General features: G+C 43.3%; 5 protein-coding genes and 1 pseudogene. 3 read left to right on the forward strand and 3 right to left on the reverse strand.

Translation table 11 applies throughout. The features are described from left to right. Positions 1-309 precede the first annotated feature (309 nt). From purH to NJ959_RS26025, 3 genes and pseudogenes are all read left to right on the forward strand, one after another. Positions 310-1,239: pseudogene (purH, locus tag NJ959_RS26015) on the forward strand (bifunctional phosphoribosylaminoimidazolecarboxamide formyltransferase/IMP cyclohydrolase); the annotation flags it as partial. Positions 1,240-1,252: 13 nt separating this feature from the next. Next, positions 1,253-1,843: a DUF5673 domain-containing protein gene (locus NJ959_RS26020; RefSeq protein WP_254014663.1), complete on the forward strand. Its 591-nt coding sequence runs from the start codon at positions 1,253-1,255 to the stop codon at positions 1,841-1,843. 139 nt (positions 1,844-1,982) lie between these two features. Continuing rightward, positions 1,983-3,308: a YcjF family protein gene (locus tag NJ959_RS26025; protein WP_254014664.1), complete on the forward strand. Its 1,326-nt coding sequence runs from the start codon at positions 1,983-1,985 to the stop codon at positions 3,306-3,308. A 14-nt stretch (positions 3,309-3,322) separates the two neighbouring features. Here the strand turns inward: NJ959_RS26025 and rpsU are convergent, their stop codons facing one another. The 3 genes from rpsU to NJ959_RS26040 form a co-directional block, all read right to left on the reverse strand. Beyond that, positions 3,323-3,511: a 30S ribosomal protein S21 gene (gene rpsU, locus NJ959_RS26030; RefSeq protein WP_254014665.1), complete on the reverse strand. Its 189-nt coding sequence runs from the start codon at positions 3,509-3,511 to the stop codon at positions 3,323-3,325. Between the two features lie 391 nt (positions 3,512-3,902). After that, positions 3,903-4,211: an RNA-binding regulator gene (rbp, locus tag NJ959_RS26035; protein ID WP_254014666.1), complete on the reverse strand. Its 309-nt coding sequence runs from the start codon at positions 4,209-4,211 to the stop codon at positions 3,903-3,905. A gap of 99 nt (positions 4,212-4,310) precedes the next feature. After that, the coding region (locus tag NJ959_RS26040) for a hypothetical protein (RefSeq protein ID WP_254014667.1) at positions 4,311-4,507 on the reverse strand (197 nt) is incomplete at its 5' end.

Genomic DNA, 4,507 nt, shown 5'->3' on the forward strand with positions numbered 1-4,507 from the left:
GCAGTGCCATTGGATAACCCGTGAGAAATGTTCTTCCCATTGAGCGCTCTCATAGTCAAGTTCTCCTGAACGTTGCGCGTAATACTCACAGTCGATACCATCTCATTTTCAGTTTTACCCCGCATTTCTGGAAGAGTTGTTTATAGACGTTTGGCAACGGAGTATATAGCGGATGTGACAGAGGGGTTATCGAATTTGTCGGAAAGATGGAGGAAATCCGTTACCCCATCCGTTACCCCATCCGTTACCCCATCCGTTACCCCATCCGTTACATCCGTTACCCCATCTGCTGCCCCATCCGCCGCCCAATTTGTCTTATCCGCCAAAAAAATACAACCCCTCCGCTACGGAGAAAACCCCCATCAACCCGCAGCCTGGTATCAGACAGGCAGTATTCCCACAGGTTGGACAGGAGCAACCAAACTTCAGGGCAAAGAATTAAGTTACAATAATCTTGTCGATTTAGAAGCAGCGCGGCAAATAATTACCGAATTTAGCGATAACCCAGCCGCCGTTATTATCAAACATAATAATCCCTGCGGCGTAGCCTTGGGAACTAACCTATCCGAAGCTTACCAAAAAGCATTTAACGCGGACTCTGTTTCAGCATTTGGTGGAATTGTTGCCTTAAATAAATCTATTGATGCCGCCACAGCAACAGCCTTAAGCCAAACCTTTTTAGAATGTATAGTAGCACCAGACTGCCAAGCCGATGCCAAAGCAATACTAGCAGCTAAATCCAATCTGAGAGTATTACTTTTATCAGACTTAAAATCAGGTGCAGCCGAAAATGTGAAAGTTATTGCCGGAGGTTTGTTAGTGCAAGCCGCCGATGATATTATCGAATCTCCCGATAACTGGCAAATAGTCACAGAAAAACAACCAACACCAGACGAATTAGCAGAATTATTATTTGCGTGGCAAGTATGTAAACACGTCAAATCTAATGCTATTGTAGTGACTTGCGATCGCACCACATTAGGAATTGGCGCAGGGCAAATGAATCGCGTGGGTTCAGTTAAAATAGCCCTAGAACAAGCTGGGGAAAAAGCGAAAGGGAGTATCCTCGCCAGCGATGGCTTCTTCCCCTTTGACGACTCCGTGCGGACGGCAGCAGGAGCAGGAATTACAGCTATTGTACAACCGGGGGGCAGCGTGCGCGATAAAGATTCCATTAAAGCAGCCAATGAGTTAGGGTTAGTTATGGTGTTCGCTGGCATCCGTCACTTTTTGCATTAAGAGAAGGCAAGCTATGGTTTGGGCAGAGAGGGCATTGCTGGGTTTATTTATTATATTCGCAGCAATCGCCTGGACATATATTATTACTGCACCTCGACGTAAAAAACAGGCAGGTGCCCTCCTGTGGAATTTGGGTTGGCCTTCAGAGCATAAAATGATGTTACTGACAGGGACAATTCTGTTTATCTTAGCAATTGTCCCCACTACTCAGTTTTTCTATTTAGCCAAAATAGGAGATGAAAAGCTAACATATTATTTTTATCTTGCCATCTCCTATTGGTCCACAGTCATTTATTTTTTCTGGGCAGGATTGAGTAAACTGGAACTGAGAGAAAACGGAATTTACTTCAAATTTGGCTTAATTCAGTGGCAGGAAATTGCTCTGTACAAATGGAAGGGTAAAAAAGGAAATACTCTAACCGTTTGGCTAAAAAACCGGATTCCTTTCTGTTCAAAGCGGAGTTGGCAGATTCCTTTAGATCATAAGGATACAATGGATAGCATCCTGACTCAATACTTGTCAAGAACATTTAAGCTGAGAAATGCCAAATTCAAAAATGATTCTCTGACAGAAAGTGCGGATATAGAGGATTATGATAAATAATGGGGAAGGATGAAGTCCTCGATAGTCAATATTACTACCATCCCAGAAAATTACCCACTTCTTCTCTTCCTTAGTGTCTTAGTGTCTTAGTGGTTAAACAATCCAGATTATTACCTCTCCCCTCTCACCTCTTAATTCTATGACAGAAGAAGACAATCGCAATTCACCATTACCAAATCCCCAGCCGTTTAACCAACCGACAGATAACCAAGCTGAGGTAAAAAAACCGGGTTTATTCACCCCAGTAACTGATATCTGGAGAAACACCACAAAGCAGTTAAGACAACTAATACCGCTAGAAAAAGTAACAGAGAAAATTGTAGGTTGGTTTAACGTTAGTGAATCTCAAATTGCCGAGATATTGGCGACAATTAAAGCAGAATTACCCACCACAGAAGCTCTATTAATTGGTAAACCTCAATCTGGCAAAAGTTCGATTGTACGAGGATTGACGGGGGTTTCTGCTGAAATTGTTGGGCAAGGATTCCGTCCCCACACTCAACATACGGAACGATATGCTTATCCCTCCAGCGATTTGCCGTTACTAATTTTTACAGATACGGTGGGATTGGGAGATGTGAATCAGGATACGGAAATTATTATTCAAGAATTGATTAATAATCTAGAAAATTATACCAGCGCCAGGGTTCTGATTTTAACTGTCAAAATTAATGATTTTGCCACCGATACTCTACGAGAAATTATCCAACAGTTGCGTCAGAAGTATCCCAGCATACCCTGTCTCTTAACAGTTACTTGTCTCCATGAGGTTTATCCTCTCAGTACAGAAAATCATCCTACTTATCCACCTGAATTTGCCGAAATTAATCGCTCATTTGCGGCAATGCAGGAATCTTTTACTGGAGTTTACGATAAGTCTGTACCAATTGACTTTACCTTGGAAGAAGACGGTTATACACCAGTATTTTATGGATTAGAGGCGCTGAGGGATAATCTGGCAGAATTACTTCCAGAAGCTGAATCCCGTGCGATTTATCAATTATTAGATAAAGAAGCTACTACCCAAATTGGTAATATATACCGCGATGTCGGCAGACGTTACATGTTAGCTTTTTCAGTAATGGCAGCCACTATTTCCGCTGTCCCCCTACCCTTTGCCACCATGCCTGTCTTAACAGCTTTGCAAGTGTCGATGGTGACAATATTGGGGAAGTTATATGGGCAAATATTGACTCCATCTCAGGCAGGAGGTATAGTAAGCGCGATCGCGGGTGGTTTTTTAGCACAGGCGATCGGAAGAGAGTTAACCAAATTCCTCCCTGGTGTTGGTAGTGTCATTGCTGCATCCTGGGCAGCCGCTTATACTTGGTCATTAGGGGAAGCTTCTTGCGTTTACTTTGGCGATTTAATGGGAGGAAAAAAACCGGACCCGCAGCAAATTCAATCGGTGATGCAAGAAGCGTTTCAGGTAGCCAAAGAAAGGTTTAAGGGTATTAAACGTTAGTGGGCAGGAGTACTTTAGGTACGGAAACGTCTCTTACGCTGCTTGTGCATGGCAATTTCTTTGCGCTTGCGTTTTTGCACAGGTGTTTCAAAGTGACGATTTTTCTTTAAATCTGGGAAAATCCCCGCCTTGGAAACTTGTCGCTTAAATCGACGCAAGGCTGACTCAATCCCTTCATTTTGGCCTACGATTATTTGGGTCATTGTGTTCCATACTACATTGAATAAAGACAGAGAGCTTTCTGGGAAAGTTTATTTCTACTGATATCTTCCACCATTCAAGGGCAGACTTGAGAAACCGGGTTTCCAGACTAAAAATTTATGCTTTCAGGTAAGGGCAGTTGCCAGAAACAAAGATGATGAGGCTGGTGCAAGATCTGAGTTTCTAGAGAGTAAAAAAGGCAGACTCCTTGTCTGCCCTTAAGACTTTAGAGTTAAATTCTTGGTTTTCAACTCAGGAGGATCGCAAAATGACCATTTAAGTAACTGAGCTGTCAGTTAACCTTGATGAGGATTTAGCTGATTCCTGAATGCTGAGAGTTTTATACTCCCCCATCTAAAGACACGGGGTTTTCAGCGTTGATGCTTATAAACCTTAATAGCGGCGATTAAATCCTCCTCTATCACCACCACCGCCACGGCGGCCGCCGCCACCACCTTCGGGTTTGGGTTTCGCCTTATTAACTTTCAAGCTACGCCCCATCCACTCAGCGCCGTCAAGAGCCTCAATCGCTGCTGTTTCCTCAGCATCCGATCCCATTTCTACAAAGCCAAAACCTCTCACCCGACCAGTTTCCCGGTCAATAGGTAATTGAACACTCTTAACGGTGCCATATTCTGCAAAGACTTGCTTGAGGTCTTCATCTCCAACCTCATAAGACAGGTTACCGACGTAAATTGACATGGAATATCTCCAGAATCATAGGGTGTAGAGATTTAGATCCGGAGAGGTCTGTAATTTTGGATATGGATAAAAACAAACTGCACAACCGAATTCAATCTTCTAAAACAGTTTAACACAGATCGGGAACTTTTGCATATTAAGGCAATCTAAAGTCAAGCACACTGTCCGATACCTTGTGTGCCCGTAACTTGCCGAAGGCATTCGTCCTACGGCTACTGCCACATGAGAGGAAATTTCTGACCAGTTCTGAGATACCCTCTTGCCAGAAAGTCCCTCATCTATCCTAACCGATAACT

The organism is Limnofasciculus baicalensis BBK-W-15 (genome assembly GCF_024178385.1).
Taxonomy (GTDB): Bacteria; Cyanobacteriota; Cyanobacteriia; order Cyanobacteriales; family Coleofasciculaceae; genus Limnofasciculus; species Limnofasciculus baicalensis.